The sequence below is a fragment of the Micromonospora sp. NBC_01655 genome (assembly GCF_026339755.1).
Classification (GTDB): Bacteria; Actinomycetota; Actinomycetes; order Mycobacteriales; family Micromonosporaceae; genus Micromonospora.
The window spans coordinates 2691077-2705897 of sequence record NZ_JAPEQF010000001.1; the positions used below are offsets into that span (position 1 = coordinate 2691077).

16 protein-coding genes are annotated in these 14821 nt (G+C 75.0%); 8 read left to right on the forward strand and 8 right to left on the reverse strand.

Going from position 1 to position 14821, the window contains the following annotated elements; genetic code table 11:
- The first annotated feature begins 199 nt into the window (after positions 1-199).
- Positions 200-1804 (forward strand): ABC-F family ATP-binding cassette domain-containing protein, encoded by a 1605-nt coding sequence (locus tag OOK41_RS12730; RefSeq protein ID WP_117669704.1) that lies wholly within the window; start codon positions 200-202, stop codon positions 1802-1804.
- Positions 1805-1912: 108 nt separating this feature from the next.
- Here OOK41_RS12730 and OOK41_RS12735 read toward each other — a convergent pair whose 3' ends face one another.
- Positions 1913-2506, reverse strand: a complete 594-nt coding sequence (locus OOK41_RS12735; RefSeq protein ID WP_266264796.1) for a cadmium resistance transporter — start codon at positions 2504-2506, stop codon at positions 1913-1915.
- A 212-nt stretch (positions 2507-2718) separates the two neighbouring features.
- Here OOK41_RS12735 and OOK41_RS12740 point away from each other — a divergent pair, with 212 nt between their 5' ends.
- The 3 genes from OOK41_RS12740 (at position 2719) to OOK41_RS12750 (ending at position 5893) form a co-directional block, all read left to right on the forward strand.
- Positions 2719-2946, forward strand: coding sequence for a helix-turn-helix domain-containing protein (locus OOK41_RS12740; RefSeq protein ID WP_007462679.1), 228 nt, complete (start codon positions 2719-2721; stop codon positions 2944-2946).
- Between the two features lie 46 nt (positions 2947-2992).
- Entirely contained in the window at positions 2993-3760 is a 768-nt protein-coding gene (locus tag OOK41_RS12745) for an enoyl-CoA hydratase/isomerase family protein (protein WP_266267801.1), read from the forward strand.
- A gap of 153 nt (positions 3761-3913) precedes the next feature.
- Entirely contained in the window at positions 3914-5893 is a 1980-nt protein-coding gene (locus OOK41_RS12750; protein WP_266264798.1) for an ABC transporter ATP-binding protein, read from the forward strand.
- A 54-nt stretch (positions 5894-5947) separates the two neighbouring features.
- On the opposite strand, the gene mug is transcribed toward OOK41_RS12750, so the two are convergent.
- From mug to OOK41_RS12780, 6 genes are all read right to left on the reverse strand, one after another.
- Complete coding sequence (gene mug / locus OOK41_RS12755) at positions 5948-6658, reverse strand: G/U mismatch-specific DNA glycosylase (RefSeq protein ID WP_323136161.1); 711 nt, start codon at positions 6656-6658, stop codon at positions 5948-5950.
- The gene (locus tag OOK41_RS12760) at positions 6658-7419 is read right to left on the reverse strand and encodes an SDR family oxidoreductase (protein ID WP_266264799.1); all 762 of its coding nucleotides are present in this window, start codon (positions 7417-7419) and stop codon (positions 6658-6660) included. Before OOK41_RS12760 ends, mug begins: the two co-directional genes overlap by 1 nt.
- A 31-nt stretch (positions 7420-7450) precedes the next feature.
- Positions 7451-7933, reverse strand: a complete 483-nt coding sequence (locus OOK41_RS12765; protein WP_266264801.1) for a hypothetical protein — start codon at positions 7931-7933, stop codon at positions 7451-7453.
- Positions 7930-8841, reverse strand: coding sequence for a DUF692 domain-containing protein (locus OOK41_RS12770; protein ID WP_266264803.1), 912 nt, complete (start codon positions 8839-8841; stop codon positions 7930-7932). Before OOK41_RS12770 ends, OOK41_RS12765 begins: the two co-directional genes overlap by 4 nt.
- A complete protein-coding gene (locus OOK41_RS12775; protein ID WP_266264805.1) occupies positions 8838-9773 on the reverse strand; it encodes a TIGR04222 domain-containing membrane protein in 936 nt (311 codons plus the stop codon). Before OOK41_RS12775 ends, OOK41_RS12770 begins: the two co-directional genes overlap by 4 nt.
- A 113-nt stretch (positions 9774-9886) precedes the next feature.
- Positions 9887-10459, reverse strand: a complete 573-nt coding sequence (locus OOK41_RS12780; RefSeq protein WP_117669697.1) for a TetR/AcrR family transcriptional regulator — start codon at positions 10457-10459, stop codon at positions 9887-9889.
- A gap of 145 nt (positions 10460-10604) precedes the next feature.
- On the opposite strand from OOK41_RS12780, the gene OOK41_RS12785 reads away from it, so the two are divergent.
- From OOK41_RS12785 to OOK41_RS12795, 3 genes are all read left to right on the forward strand, one after another.
- Positions 10605-11471, forward strand: a complete 867-nt coding sequence (locus OOK41_RS12785) for a carbon-nitrogen hydrolase family protein (RefSeq protein ID WP_266264808.1) — start codon at positions 10605-10607, stop codon at positions 11469-11471.
- A 65-nt stretch (positions 11472-11536) separates the two neighbouring features.
- Positions 11537-12181 (forward strand): HAD family hydrolase, encoded by a 645-nt coding sequence (locus tag OOK41_RS12790; RefSeq protein WP_117669696.1) that lies wholly within the window; start codon positions 11537-11539, stop codon positions 12179-12181.
- A 202-nt stretch (positions 12182-12383) separates the two neighbouring features.
- On the forward strand, positions 12384-13337 hold the full coding sequence (locus tag OOK41_RS12795; RefSeq protein ID WP_117669695.1) for a serine protein kinase RIO: 954 nt from the start codon (positions 12384-12386) through the stop codon (positions 13335-13337).
- Between the two features lie 51 nt (positions 13338-13388).
- On the opposite strand, the gene OOK41_RS12800 is transcribed toward OOK41_RS12795, so the two are convergent.
- Positions 13389-13634 (reverse strand): DUF2630 family protein, encoded by a 246-nt coding sequence (locus tag OOK41_RS12800; protein WP_117669694.1) that lies wholly within the window; start codon positions 13632-13634, stop codon positions 13389-13391.
- 104 nt (positions 13635-13738) lie between these two features.
- On the opposite strand from OOK41_RS12800, the gene OOK41_RS12805 reads away from it, so the two are divergent.
- Positions 13739-14656, forward strand: a complete 918-nt coding sequence (locus OOK41_RS12805; protein WP_266264813.1) for a GNAT family N-acetyltransferase — start codon at positions 13739-13741, stop codon at positions 14654-14656.
- Positions 14657-14821 lie beyond the last annotated feature (165 nt).

Genomic DNA, 14821 nt, shown 5'->3' on the forward strand with positions numbered 1-14821 from the left:
GGACCGGTCCGGACGCCGTTTTCGGTACCCGATGATCTTGCCTGGTAATCCGGGCGGCGCGCTCCGGGGCGCCCGGTACAATTGCGGCGTGCTGCTCTGCGAAGGCTGAACCGCCCCGCGCCGACGGGAACCACCGACCCGCCGGCGCTTTCGCGTGCCCTGAGTCAGCCCTTCCAGACCCCGAGAGCGAGCCTTCGACATGATCACTGCCACCGGCCTGGAGTTGCGCGCCGGCGCCCGGATCCTGCTGTCCGACACCACCCTGCGGGTGCAGCCGGGCGACCGCATCGGCCTGGTCGGCCGCAACGGCGCCGGCAAGACCACCACCCTGAAGGTGCTGGCGGGGGAGGGGCAGCCGTACGCCGGTCAGCTCGACCGGCGCAGCGCCATCGGCTACCTGCCGCAGGACCCGCGCACCGGCGACCTGGAGGTCACCGGCCGCGACCGGGTGCTCTCGGCCCGGGGCCTGGACGTGCTGATGGCCCAGATGCAGGAGATCGAGGCCCGGCTGGCCGACGGCGCCGACGACAAGCTGGTCCGCCGCTACGGCGCGTTGGAGGACCAGTTCGCCTCCCTCGGCGGGTACGCGGCCGAGGCCGAGGCCGCCCGGATCTGCGCCAACCTCGGCCTGCCGGACCGGGCCCTCGCCCAGACCATCGGCACCCTCTCCGGCGGTCAGCGCCGCCGCATCGAGCTGGCCCGGATCCTGTTCCGCGACGCCGGCGAGAACGGCGGCGGCATCCTGCTGCTCGACGAGCCGACCAACCACCTCGACGCCGACTCGATCACCTGGCTGCGCGGGTTCCTCGCCAACCACAAGGGCGGGCTGATCGTGATCTCCCACGACGGCGCGCTGCTGGAGTCGGTGGTCAACAAGGTCTGGTTCCTCGACGCCACCCGCTCGGTGGTCGACGTCTACAACCTGGGCTGGAAGGCGTACCTGGAGGCGCGGGAGACCGACGAGCGGCGCCGCCGCCGGGAGCGGGCCAATGCCGAGAAGAAGGCCGGCGCGCTGATGGCCCAGGCCGACAAGATGCGGGCCAAGGCCACCAAGACCGTCGCCGCGCAGAACATGGCCCGCCGGGCCGAGAAGCTGATCTCCGGACTGGAGGAGGTCCGGGTCTCCGACAAGGTGGCCAAGGTTCGCTTCCCGAGCCCCGCCCCGTGCGGCAAGACGCCGCTCACCGCGTCCGGCCTGTCCAAGTCGTACGGCTCGCTGGAGATCTTCACCGACGTCAACGTGGCGGTGGACCGGGGCTCCCGGGTGGCCATCCTCGGCCTCAACGGCGCCGGCAAGACCACCCTGCTGCGGATGCTCGGCGGCCTGCTCAAGCCGGACACCGGCGAGGTGCACGCCGGGCACGGGCTGCGGCTGGGCTACTACGCCCAGGAGCACGAGACCCTGGACGTGGACCGGACGGTGCTGGAGAACATGCGCGCCGCCGCCATCGAGCAGACCGACACCGAGCTGCGGAAGATCCTCGGCGCGTTCCTGTTCTCCGGCGAGGACGTGAACAAGCCGGCCGGGGTCCTCTCCGGCGGGGAGAAGACCCGGCTGGCCCTGTCCACCCTGGTCTGCTCCGGCGCGAACGTGCTGCTGCTCGACGAGCCGACGAACAACCTCGACCCGGTCAGCCGGGAGCAGGTGCTCGACGCCATCGCGAACTACCCGGGCGCGATCGTGCTGGTCACCCACGACCCGGGCGCGGTGCTGGCGCTCAAGCCGGACCGGGCGATCCTGCTCCCCGACGGCGACGAGGACGCCTGGAGCGACGACCTGCTCGAACTGGTCGAGCTGGCCTGAGTCCGCCCGCGCCGGGTCGACCACGGGGCCGTGCCGGGCGGAATGCGACTTCATGCACCTTTCGCGAAGCGGCACGGATTCCGTGTCCACCGGGGCGGGGCGGCGGGTTCAGGTGGCCAGGTGGGTCAGTACGCCGGAGCTGACCAGGATCACCACGCCGATCGCGACGAAGACGGCCGGGACCAGCCAGTGACCGGCCCGGTCGACCAGCCGGACCACCGCCGGGTGGCCGCCGAGGCCGGCGGCGACCGCGCACCACAGCCCGACCAGCACCGCGAACACCACCAGCCAGACCAGTCCGTCGACCGGGTCGAGGGCGCGGAACACCGGCACGTACACGGCGATGTTGTCGGCGCCGTTGGCGATCGTCACCCCCACCACCCCGAGCAGCCCGCCGACCACGACCGGCGGCTCGGCGTCGTCGCGCCGGGCCAGCAGGGCGCGCACGCCGAGCGCGATCGGCAGCAGGCCGAGCAGGCCGGTCCACGGGTCGGGCACCACGAGCAGCCCGGCGGCGGCCACCACGGCGGCGACGACCAGCGCGCCGATGCCCAGGTACTGGCCACCGACGATGTGCCACGGCCGGGCGCTCCCGGTGCTCCGGGCGGCCACGAAGAGCAGGGTCAGCACGATGACGTCGTCGACGTTGGTGGCGGCGAACACCAGCGCCGCGCCGGCTGCGGTCGCGATCAGGTCGGTCACGCCAGGCAGGGTACGGCCGCCGCGCCCGGCCCGGCCGGGGCCCGGCGCCGTGGTGGCGCCGTCAGCCGGCCGTCGTCGTCACCCTATCGGGTAACCGACACTGCATAGCGTGTCGGTTGGCGAATAGTTGATATCTGGCGCATGATCGTTCGAGGCGGTCTAATAGGTGGGACCGTATCCGAACCGCACAGTCTGGGACGTGAGGAATCAGCATGGCAGCCACTGGCACAGCCACCAGCACTGAGAAGGGTCGCCGGATCGTCGGAGCCGAGCGTCAGACGCTCGCCAAGGACCTGGTAAAGCGGTACACCTCGGGGGAGAGCATCCGTGCGCTCGCGGCCTCCACCGGGCGTTCCTACGGGTTCATTCACCGGGTGCTGACCGAGTCCGGCGTGCAGTTGCGTCAGCGCGGTGGCGCCCGGCGTCGCAAGAAGGCGTGACCCGCCCACCGACGTCGTCCACCAGCGCCGTCCCCCGGGCGGCCCGGTGACCCCCGGCGCGGCCGGGGTACGACTCGACTGCGACGGGCCGGTCGCGACGGTCACGTTGTGCCGGCCCGACGTGCTCAACGCCCAGACCCCGGCGATGTGGCGCGCGATGAGCGACTACTCGCGGGACCTGCCCGGCGACGTGCGTGTCGTCGTCGTGCGCGGCGAGGGTCGGGCGTTCTCCGCCGGCCTCGACCTGTCGGTGGCCGGCTCCTCCGGCCCGGGCTCCTTCGCCGAGCTGGCCACCCTGCCCGAGCAGGAGTGCGCCGACCGGATCGCGGAGTTCCAGGGCGGCTTCACCTGGCTGCACCGGCCGGACGTGATCTCGGTGGCGGCCGTGCAGGGGCACGCCATCGGCGCCGGCCTCCAGCTCGCGCTCGCCTGCGACCTGCGGGTGCTGGCGGCCGACGCCAAGTTCTCCATGGCCGAGGTGACCCTGGGTCTCGTCCCCGACCTGGCCGGCACCAGACGGCTGGTCGAGCTGGTCGGCTACGCCCGTGCCCTGGAGATCTGCGCCACCGGCCGGCGGATGGACGCCGCGGAGGCCGACCGGCTCGGGCTGGCCACCCTGGTGGTGCCGAACGCCGAGCTGGACGCCGCCGTGCGCGACCTCACCGCCGGTCTGCTCGCCAACGACCGGAACGCCGTGACGGAGATCAAGGCCCTGCTCGCCGGCGCCGCCGGCCGGTCCCACGCCGAGCAGCAGCGGGCCGAGCGCGAGGCACAGACCCGTCGCCTACGCGACCTCGCCGGCCGGGGCGAATAGCCTCGCCAAACCGGGGCGGAACGGTCTCGCCAACCGGGGCGCAACGGTAAGGACTGGTCCGGGAAGAAACCGGGTTACGGCCGAGGTTGTCGTAGGCGTCGGGAGAATCGACCCGACGGCACGAGTCCGCCCACGACCCGGAGGTGACGCGCGATGTCTGACGGCGGCATGGGCGGCTGGAACATGATCCGGTCGATGCGCAACCGGGACGAGATCTCCGCCCACCGGCTCAAGCGGGGCACCGCCCGGCGGATCGTCGAGTTCGCCCGTCCCTACCGGCGGGACATGGTGGTCTTCCTGGTCACCGTGGTGATCGCCGCGGTGATCGGCGTCGCCACCCCGGTGCTCGCCGGTGACGTGATCAACGCGATCAGCCGCGGCGGCCCGGACGCCGGGTCGACCGTGGTCCGGCTGGCCCTGGTCATCGCCGCCCTGGCGGTCGCCGACGCGCTCTTCTCACTGGCCCAGCGGTGGTACTCGGCCCGGATCGGCGAGGGGATCATCCTCGACCTGCGGACCCGGGTCTACGACCACGTCCAGCGGATGCCGCTGCAGTTCTTCACCCGCACCCAGACCGGCGCGCTGGTCAGCCGGCTCAACAACGACGTGATGGGGGCCCAGCGGGCGTTCACCTCCACCCTCTCCGGGGTGGTCAGCAACGTCATCCAGCTCGTGCTCACCGCCGCGGTGATGCTGACCCTGTCCTGGCAGATCACCGTCCTGTCGCTCATCCTGCTGCCGATCTTCATCATCCCGGCCCGCCGGGTCGGCCGGCGGCTGGCCGACATCACCCGCGAGTCGTACGACCTCAACGCCAAGATGAGCGCCACGATGACCGAGCGGTTCGGGGTGTCCGGGGCGCTGCTGGTCAAGCTGTTCGGTTCGCCCGACGTGGAGGCGCGCCGGTTCGCCGGCCGGGCCGAGCGGGTCCGCGACATCGGCATCCAGTCCGCCATGTACTCCCGGACGTTCTTCGTGGCGATGCTGCTGGTCGCCTCGCTGGCCCAGGCGCTCACCTACGGCCTCGGCGGCTGGCTCGCGGTCACCGGCAGCGTCAGCGCCGGCACGGTGGTGACGCTGGCGCTCCTGCTCACCCGTCTCTACGGCCCGCTGACCGCGCTGTCCAACGTCCGGGTGGACGTGATGAGCGCGCTGGTCTCCTTCGACCGGGTCTTCGAGGTGCTCGACCTGCGCCCCGGCATCGAGGAGAAGCCGGCCGCGGTCGCCGTGCCGCGCGGCAACGGCCGGGTCGAGTTCCACGACGTCCGGTTCCGCTACCCGAGCGCCGCCGAGGTGTCGCTGGCCTCCCTGGAGGAGGTCACCACGCTGGACCGCACCGTCAACGAGCCGGTGCTCAAGGGCGTCTCGTTCGTCGTCGAGCCGGGCCAGATGGTGGCCCTGGTCGGCCCGTCCGGCGCCGGCAAGTCCACCCTGTCCATGCTGATCTCCCGGATCTACGACGTCAGCGACGGCCAGGTGCTGGTCGGCGGGGTCGACGTCCGGGACGCCACGCTCGCCTCGCTGCGCGACGAGATCGGCGTGGTCACCCAGGACTCCCACCTGTTCCACGAGACGATCGCCGAGAACCTGCGCTACGCCAAACCGGACGCCACCGACGACGAGATCTGGGCGGCCCTCGCCGGGGCGCAGGTCGCCGACCTGGTCCGGTCGCTGCCCGACGGGCTGGAGACCACCGTCGGCGAGCGGGGGTACCGCTTCTCCGGCGGCGAGAAGCAGCGCATCGCGATCGCCCGGCTGCTGCTCAAGGCCCCGTCGATCGTGATCCTCGACGAGGCGACCGCGCACCTGGACTCGGAGAGCGAGGCGGCGGTGCAGCGGGCCCTGTCGGTGGCGCTGACCGGGCGTACCGCGCTGGTGATCGCGCACCGGCTCTCCACCGTCCGGGACGCCGACCAGATCCTGGTCCTCGACGAGGGGCGGATCGTCGAGCGGGGCCGGCACGAGGAGTTGGTCGCCGTCGGCGGGCTCTACGCCGAGTTGTACCGCACCCAGTTCGCGGTGGCCGACTCGCCCGCCCCGTACGTGGACGCGACCGGGCCGGAGACCGTGATCACCATGCCGATGGCCACCTACGTCGCCGATGAGGCGATGCCCCCGGCCGCCGCCAACTGACCGGCCCGGCCCGGCCCTGCTGGCCCTGCTGGCCCTGCCGGCGTCGGTGCCGGGTCAGGCCGGGCCGGCGGTCGCGGCGCGCAGCTCGCCGAAGGCCGCGCCCAGGGTCTCCGCCGTGAAGTGGGCGTTCAGTCCGCTCGGGTTGGGCAGCACCCACAGCCGGGCGTCGCCGAGCAGCTCCGGCTGCGGGCCGAAGGCCGCCTTCGGCCGGCCGAACCCGATCCGGTACGCGGTCACCCCGACCACCGCCACCCACGCGGGCCGGTGCCGCCGTACCTTGTCGGCCAGGACCTCCGCCCCCTCGACCAGCTCGGCGGCGGTCAGCTCGTCGGCCCGGGCGCTGGCCCGGTCCACCATGTTGGTGATGCCCAGCCCGTACCCGGGCAGCGTGTCCTGCTCACTCGGGTGCAGCCGGTGAGGGGTGAAGCCGCCCCGGTGCAGGGCCGGCCAGAACCGGTTGCCGGGCCGGGCGAAGTGCCGGCCGGTCGCGGCCGACCAGAGCCCGGGGTTGATCCCGACGAAGAGCACGGTCAGCCCGGGCGCGATGACGTCGGGGATGGTCCGGTCCGCCGCGGCGGCCAGTTCCTCCCGCGTCGGCCGCCGAACCCGGTCCGCCCCGCCGGACCGGCTCGGTGTCGCTCCGGTCGGTGTCGCTCCGGTCTGGGCCGCGCTGGTCGGAGTCGCTCGGGTCTGGGCCGCTCGGGTCTGGGCCGGCCCGGTCGGTGCCGGGGAGGCCGTCCTCGGCTCCCGGCGGTGGATGGCCATCAGAGGCCGCGCAGCGCGCCGCCGTCGACGGGGAGGGTGATCCCGGTCAGGTAGCCGGCGGCGGGGGAGAGGACGAACGCGGCGACCCGGCCGAACTCCGCCGGCTCGCCGATGCGGCGCAGCGGGATGCCGGCCTCGGCCTCGGCCCGGGCCCGCCCCGCGTCCCCGGTGGCCGCGAGCAGCTCCCGGTTCCGGTCGGTCATGATCCGCCCCGGCAGCAGGCCGACGACCCGCACGCCCCGGGGGCCGTACTCGTCGGCCATGTCCTTGGCCACCCCGGCCAGCCCCGGCCGCAGCCCGTTGGAGATGCCCAGTCCGGCCAGCGGGCTGCGCGCCGAGCTGGACAGGACCAGCCCGATCGCGCCTCCGTCGGACAGCCCGGCGGCGACCGTCCGGGCGGTGCGGACGGTGCCGAGGAAGACGGTCTCGAAGGACTCGCGCCACTGCGCGTCGGTCGCCTCGGCCGCGGTGCCCCGAGGCGGGCCGCCGACCGACACCAGCGCGCCGTCGAGCCGGCCGAAGTGCTCCCGGGCGGCGGCGACCAGCCGCTCGGGGGTGGCCGGGTCGGCCAGGTCGGCGGCCAGTCCGATGGCCCGTTCCGGGCCGCCGAGCCGCTGCACCGCCTCGGCCACCCGCTCGGGGGCCCGGGCGGAGACGACCACCCGCGCCCCGTCGGCGACGAGACACTCGGCGGTGGCGAAGCCCAGCCCACGCGAGGCGCCGGTCAGCACGTACACCCGGTCGGTGAGTCCCAAGTCCATAAGACCGATCCTGCCGCACGGCGGGACGCGGTCAGCGGCGGGCCGGGCGCAGCAGGCGTACCCGGCCGGCGAGCTGTACCGCGACGGCGCCGCCGGTGCGGGCCAGGGCCGGCAGCCGGCGGCGGCGCGGCGGGCCCGCGCCGCCGTAGCGGCTGGCCGCCTCCCGGCAGGCCAACTCCTCGGCGCCCAACGGCGGCAGCTCGCCCCGCTCGCGCAGCTCCCGGGCCAGATCCCAGCCGTCGCGCAGCGAGCCGTTGGTGGGCCGGCCCGCCGCCCACCCGGTGAACGTGGCCGGCCAGGCCGCGCCGAGTCCGGCGGCGAGCAGCGGCCAGTGCCGGGCCACGTCGCCGGCCCGCTTGCGCAGCAGGGCCCGGCGGGCGGCGTCGACCGGCCCCGGGGCGAACCCGGGAGGCAGCGGCCCGCCGGCGACCAGGGTCGCCACCAGCTCGGCCTGCCGGGCGGCCAGCTCGCCGGACCGGCCGGACGGGGCGGGGTGGCCCCGGTCGTCGCTCACGTCACCACCGGGTACCCGGACGCGGCGGCGATCGCGTCCAGCTCGGCGCGCAGCTCCGGCGCGGGCGGCCAGTGGCCGTCGCGCTCCAGCAGCAGCGCCGGCGGACGGTGCCGGGCGCACAACTCGCCGACCAGGTCGAGCACGACCGGCGGCACCGGGTGAGTGTGCGTGTCGTGGTAGAAGCCGCCCTGCTCGGCGCCGCCGGCGACGTGCACGTACGCGACCCGGTCCAGTGGCAGCCGGTCCAGCAGGGCGAGCGGGTCCGTGCCCCGGTTACGCGCGTTGGCGTGCACGTTGGCGATGTCCAGCAGCAGCGTCGCACCGGTGGCGTCCAGGATCTCGGTGAGGAAGTCCGCCTCGTCCAGCTCGTCGTCCGGCCAGTCGAACAGTGCCGCGATCGGCTCCAGCGCCAGCGGCACCGGTAGCTCGGCCTGCGCCCGGCGGACGTTGGCCACCACCGCGGCGACGGCCTCCCGGCTGCGCGGCAGCGGCAGCAGGTGACCGGCCTCCACCCCGCCGGCCCGGACGAAGGCGATGTGCTCGCTGACCAGCGGCGCCCCGACCAGCTCGGCCACCCGCGCCAGGTGGGACACCCGGGCCGGATCGACCGGCTCCGCGCCGCCGAGGGAGAGCTTCACCCCGTGCGGTACGACGGTGACACCGCGTTCGACCAGCTCGGCGAGCCCGGCCGGCGGCGGCCCGTGCGGTGCGATGGTCTCCGCCACCACCTCGACGAACCGCAGCCCCGGCAGGTCGGCGACGAAGCCGCCGATCTCCGGCCGCCAGCCGATGCCGACCCCGGCCGGACCCGGGCCGGCCCCGGCCACCTCGCCCGCGCCGGCCCCGGCCCGGCCCGCGCCGGCAGCCCCGGCATCCGGGCCGGTCGTGGCGGTTCCCGGGCCGGTCATCCGCCGCATCCGCCCCCGCACCCGCCGCCGCATCCGCCTCCGCCTCCGCCGCCGCATCCGCCCCCGCCGCCGTCCCCGCCGCCACTGGAGCCGCCGCCGCACGAGGTACCGCCGCTGGAGGTACCGCCGCTGGAGAGCGCCTGCCGCTGGATCTCGGCCTGCTCGGCGAAGCCCGGGTCCATCGCCCAGAGCGAGGCGGTGCCGAACAGGGCGACGCCCAGCGCCGCGCCGGCCGCTCCGTAGGTGGCGTAGGCGGGAGCGGACGTGGGGGCGAGGTGCAGGTTGCGCCGGCGCAGCTCGCGCAGGGCGACGTCGGCGGCCCGGGTCCGCCAGGGCACCCGGGCGATCAGCACGGCGGCGACCGCCAGTGGGGCAAGGGCGAGGATCAGGAAGCCGACCGGGCGGTCGTTGGCCAGCCCGGCGACGACCCGGACCACGCCGAGCAGGACGAGCGAGAGCAGCATGAACGACCCGCGCCGGGCGGAGAACCGCTGCGCCGGCGTCAGCGCCAGGCCCTGCCGCTGCAGGTCGTCGCGAAGCTGTTCGAGGGCCCGCAGCACCCACCCGTCGCGGCCCAGCTCGCGGGCGTACAGGTTGCGGCTGGCGGCGTGGTGGACCGCCCGGTCCAGCGGGGTGGCCCCGGCCGGCAGTTGGCCGCCGACCGCCAGCCGCCGGTCGGGTTTGACGCCGACGACCCCGGTGCCGCGCAGCCCGCCGAGCGAGGTCCAGATCGCGAGCTGGTTGCCGCCGTTGAGGAAGGCCACCTGCTGGGGGCCGAGCTGGCCGACGCTGGTGGCCGGGGGCCCGGCGAGGAGCCGGCGCCGGTGCATGATCGAGCCGGCGACGACCACGAGGGCCGCCAGCAGGTAGACCCTGAGGAAGGTGGGTCCGGAGATGCCCCAGGTGTTGCCGGGCGCCGCGAGGACGGTCATGCTGCTCTCCTGTCGCGCGAGGGGAACGCGAACCCATTGTGGAACAGGCTCGCCACGCCGGGCCACGGCCGGGGGCGCAGTTACCGGACCGAGACGGGTCGGGCGGGCACCGGTCAGCGGCGGCGGACGGCCTCCTCGACCAGGTCGAGCACCGGGCCCAGGTCGCCGGCCGGGCGCCCCATCGCCAGGTGCAGCACCAGGCCGTCGTAGGCGAGTTCGAGGAACTGGGCCAGCACGTCGATCGGTACGTCCTCGCGGAGCACGCCGGCCTCCCGCTGGCGGGCCAGCCGCTCCCGGGTGGCCTCGGCGATGGCGGCGGAACGCTCGGCCCAGCGCCGGGCGAACGCGGGGTCGGTGCGCAGCCGCCGGGACACCTCCAACTGGCTGCCCAGCCAGCCGGTGGTGTCGGGCGAGACGGCCCGGGCCAGCAGGTCCCGCATCACCTGGACCAGGCCGTTGCGGGCGACCGTCTCCACCATCGCCGCCGCGTCGTCCTCGGCCACGGCCAGGAAGAGCGAGTCCTTGTCCCGGAAGTGGTGGAAGATGGCGCCCCGGGAGAGCCCGGTGGCCTCCTCCAGCCGCCGCACCGTGGCGCCCTCGTACCCGTGCCGGGCGAAACACGCCCGGGCGGCGGCGAGGATCTCCTGCCGGCGGGCGTCGAGCTGGTCCTGACTTACTCTGGGCACAGCACGATCGTGTCAGGTGCCCGGACGCTCTGCAAACCGTACGTACGGCTTGGAACCCGTGTCGGGACGGCACCGGCTGCGGCGACCGGTCCCGGCGGGGCCGCACGCGGTGATCGGCCGCCCGGTGGCCGGCTACGATCGCCCGGTGACACCGCCCACCACCCCCGCCCCGCCCGCCGCGCCGCTGACCGTGGCGGCCGTCCAGGCCGACCCGGTGCCCGGGGACGTCGCCGGCAACGCCGTCGCCGCAGCCCGGCTCACCGGCCGGGCCGTCGCCGAGGGCGCGCGGGTGGTGGTGCTGCCTGAGCTGTTCCTGCCCGCGTACCATCTGCCGGCGCTGGCCGCCGATCCGGCCGGCACCGACCTCGCGGCGGCCGGGGACGGCACGGTGCCCGACGCCCGGCTCGACCCGCTGCGGGCCGCCGCCCGAGACGGCGCGGCGGTCGTGGTGGTCGGCGCGGCGGTCCGGCACCCGGACGGCCGGCGGACCATCTGCGCCCTGGTCGTCGACCGCGCCGGCGTCGCCCACGCGGCGTACGACAAGCAGCAGCTCTGGGGCGACGAGCGCGAGTTGTTCCAGCCCGGCCGGCGCGGGGCGACCCTGCTGGTCGACGACTGGCGGTTCGGCCTGGGCATCTGCTACGACGGCTGCTTCCCCGAGCACGGCCGCGCCGCCGCGTCCGACGGGGCGCACGGCTACCTCTGCCCGAGCGCTTACCTCGCCGGCTCCGCGCACCGCAGGGACCTCTACTACGCGGCCCGGGCCCTGGACAACACCATGTTCGTCGTGTTCGCCAACGCCGTCGACGGCGCGGACCCGTGGCGGTTCAACGGCGGCGCGGCGGTCTACGACCCGCAGGGCCAGCCGCTGGCCAGGGGTGCGGACACCGGTGAGGACGTGCTGGTGGCCGTTCTCGACCCGGCGGTGCTCGCGGCCACCCGGGCGGCGCACTCGATGTTGGTCGACCGTCCCGCCGACGCCGGGGCGGCCCGCGCGGCGCTGCGCGGCTGACTCTGGTCGAGGTCGTCGTGGGCTGGCCCTGTCGGACGGCGGCTCGTCTGCCTTAAGGTGCCCGAGTGTCGCTGCTCCTGCTGGACCTGGACAACACCCTGCTCGACCGGGCCGGTCCGTTCCGCGCCTGGGGCGAGCGCTTTCTCGACGGCGTCGGCGCCCCGGCCACCGACATCGACTGGCTGCTCTCCATCGACGCCGACGGGCTGACCGAACGCTGGGACGTCGCGGACGCGATCCGGGACCGGTACGGGCTGCTCATCCCCTCGATCGACCTGGTGGAGGAACTGCACGCCGGGGTGCTGGCCAACAGCCGGCTCGACCCGCTGGTGGCCTGCGCGCTGCGCATCGCCGACGGGGCCGGCTGGGTGCCGGTGGTGGTCAGCAACGGGGCCGTGCGCCAGCAGGACGCGATGATCCGCCGCACCGGCCTGGACCGGTACGTCGCCGACTGGGTGATCTCCGAGGAGGCCGGGGTCAGCAAGCCCAACCCGAGGATCTTCGCGCTGGCGGCCCGGCGGGTCCGGATGCCGTTGCGCGGCGCCTGGGTGGTGGGGGACAGCCCGGAGGCGGACATCGGCGGGGCGGCGGCGGTGGGCCTGCCCAGCGTCTGGCTGCACCGGGGCCGGGCCTGGACGGACAGCCGCTTCGCCCCGACGTACACGGTCGACGGCCTGATCGCCGCCGTCGCCGCGGTGCTCGCCGCCTGAGCCCCGCGCCGCGCCGGCGGTCGTCGCGTAGCGGTGGCGGGCGGGTAAATCGGTTGCGGGCCGGGTCGGCGCGGTCGAGCATGGTGCCGCGCGAGGGCGCAGCCGGGTGTTCCCGGTCGAGGAGAAGGAGGTCGGTCATGGCCGTCTTTGCAGGGCGTTTCCACCTGCCTCCACCAGCCTCGATCAAGGGATCACCAGCACAGTGCGTGACGATGACTTCCCGGCGCGCGGGCGCCGGACCCGCGGCAAGAGCCGCTTCGACGACGACGAACCGCAGTTCCTGAAGCGTGGCCGGCCCGCCGAGCCGGTCCTGACCGACCCGGAGAACACCCCCGACGACGACGCCTCCGGCGACCACGCCCCGAACGACGCCTGGTCGAGCTGGGACCGGGCGGTGCACGGCCCCGAGCCGCACCCGGCCTGGCTGGTCACCGAGCTGGCCGCCCGGGACACCGAGCTGGGCGTGCTCAAGACCGGCAAGGAGGCGGACGTCCACCTGGTCCGCCGTGCCGTGCCGGAGACCGACCGGTCCTGCCTGCTGGCGGTCAAGCGCTACCGGGACGCCCAGCACCGGCTGTTCCACCGGGACGCGGGCTACCTGGAGGGCCGCCGGGTGCGCCGGTCCCGGGAGAACCGGGCGATGGCCGGGCGGACCGCGTTCGGCCGGCAGATGATCGCCGGGCAGTGGGCCGCCGCCGAGTTCGCCGCCCTGTCCCGGCTCTGGGAGATCGGTGCGGCGCACGGCCGGATCGCCGTGCCGTACCCGGTGCAGCTGATCGGCACCGAGCTGATGCTGGAGTTCGTGGGGGACCCGGCCGAGGGGCGGGCGGCGCCCCGGCTGGCCCAGTGCCGCCCCGAGCCGGCCGAGCTGCGCTCCCTGTGGGAGCAACTGGTCGACGCCCTGGTGGTGCTGGCCCGGGCCGGGCACGCCCACGGTGACCTGTCCCCGTACAACCTGCTGGTGCACGACGGGCGGCTGGTCATGATCGACCTGCCGCAGGTGGTGGACGTGGTGGCCAACCCGCAGGGCCCGGAGTTCCTGGCCCGGGACGTCCGGGTGGTGGCGACCTGGTTCACGGCACGCGGCCTGCCGGCGGAGCGAACCGACCCGGCCGCCCTGACCGGGCTGCTGCTGCGCGAGGCCGGCATCCGCTGAGCCGGCCGTCGGCCCGGGGACGGGCGGTGCGCCGTCCGTCCCCGGCGTCGGCTACTGCAGGTACCGCTCCACCTCCGGCCTGGGGCGTACCCCCTGGGCGTCGGGGTCGCCGTGGGTCTCGCGCGCGGCCCGCCGCCGGCGCAGCAGGTCCCAGCACTGGTCCAGGGACTCCTCCAGCTCGCGCAGCCGGTCCTGGTCGCCCTCGGTGCCGGACTCGCGGGCCTGCGCGGTCGAGCGGAGCCGGTGCTCCTCGTCGACCAGCTCGGAGATCCGGTTCAGGATGGTCTTGTCGTCCATGCCCTGAGCCTGGCACAGCGGCTGGGGGCGCGCCCGCTTCTCCCTCGCGCCGGCCCGCCGAAAGCTGTCGCGCCGGCCGGGCTGCTGCGGTACGTTGCCACGCCATGACGCTCACCGTCCGGCCGTTGGCCGACGCCGACACCGACGCCGCCGTCGAGGTGCTCCGGGTGACCCAGCCGCACCTGGTGGCCACCCCTGAGCTGATCCGCTGGCAGGTCAGCGGTGTCCGGGCCGCCGAGCGGTTCGGCGCTTTGGTGGCCGAGGTCGACGGCGTGCCGGTCGGGCTGGCGCGTACCGGGCTGCTGTCCGAGAGCGCCGAGCCCGGGCTGGGTTTCGTCAACCTGGCGGTGCGGCCGGAGCGGCGGGGTCGGGGGGCCGGGTCGGCCCTGCTCGCCACCGCCGAGCGTCGGCTGGCCGGGCTCGGCGTCCGGACGGCGTACGCGACGGTCGCCGACGTGCCGGCGGACCTGGCCTTCGCCGGCCGGCGCGGCTACCGGCCGGGCCGGCGCTCCCGGCTGCTGGTCCGTGACCTGGCGGCGCCGCTGCCCCCGGCGCCGGCGCCGGCGCGGGGCGTCCGGGTGCTCAGCGCCGCCGACCTGCCCGACCCGCGCCCGCTGTACGAGGCCGACCTGGACGCGGCGCGCGACGAGCCGGGCGAGGTCGGGATGGACGAGATCGGGTACGCCGACTGGCTGGTCGCCTACTGGGACCGCCCCGACCTGGACCGGGCGCTGACCACGGTGGCCGTGGTGGACGGCGAGGTGGCCGCGTTCACCGTGGCGCTGACCGACGGCCGGGGCCGGCACCAGTGCGGGATGACCGGCACCCGGCGGGCGTGCCGGCGGCGTGGCCTGGCCCGGCTCGTCAAGCACACCGCGCTGACCAGGGCTCGGGCGGCCGGGTTCCGCCACGCGGTGACGGTCAACGACGCCGGCAACGACGCGATGCTCGGCCTCAACGCCTGGCTCGGTTTCCGGCCGGTCGCCGACCAGTGGCGCTGCCGGCGGGATCTGCCCTGGTAGGAGGCCCGCGCCGGATCCCTTGTGGAGCTCACAAATTTCGCCCGCGAAAATTTCTCCCCTTGCCTCTGGAGAAGTTGACCTGCTCAATGGCATGCTCGGGCGGACCGTGACTTTGCACAGTCGTCCCGCGACGCACTGCGACAATGGGAGCTCAACCACCCGTGG